The sequence below is a fragment of the Bacillus sp. SIMBA_154 genome (genome assembly GCF_046536015.1).
Classification (GTDB): domain Bacteria; phylum Bacillota; class Bacilli; order Bacillales; family Bacillaceae; genus Bacillus; species Bacillus pumilus_P.
The window spans coordinates 1-274 of the sequence record NZ_JAWJBV010000247.1 but is presented as its reverse complement, the minus strand read 5'-3'; the positions used below and the strand labels follow the sequence as shown (position 1 = coordinate 274).

Sequence of the window (274 nt, the reverse complement as noted above, 5' to 3'; positions counted from 1 at the left end):
CCGATCACCAGTCGCTCAAGCCTATGACGGGTGATACTTATGAGGTGGGCACTAAAGCCGAGTTGTTCGACAAAAAAGCCAACCTCTCGCTGGCGGTCTACTACACCAAGCGCGAGAACGAGGCCATGCTGCTCAATTCCGAAACCGTGATCGGCAACCCATGCTGCTACGAAGACGGTGGCAAGATTGTCAGCAAAGGCTTCGATGCCGAGATCACCGGCGAGCTTCTGCCGAACTGGCAGGTCGGGGCGGGTTACACTTTCAATATCAACGA

At 55.1% G+C, this 274-nt stretch carries 1 protein-coding gene; it reads left to right on the top strand.

Features of this window, described 5'->3' with window-relative positions:
- Positions 1–274 (top strand): TonB-dependent receptor domain-containing protein (locus R0K30_RS21905; protein ID WP_410612939.1); only part of this gene is annotated, 274 nt, incomplete at both ends.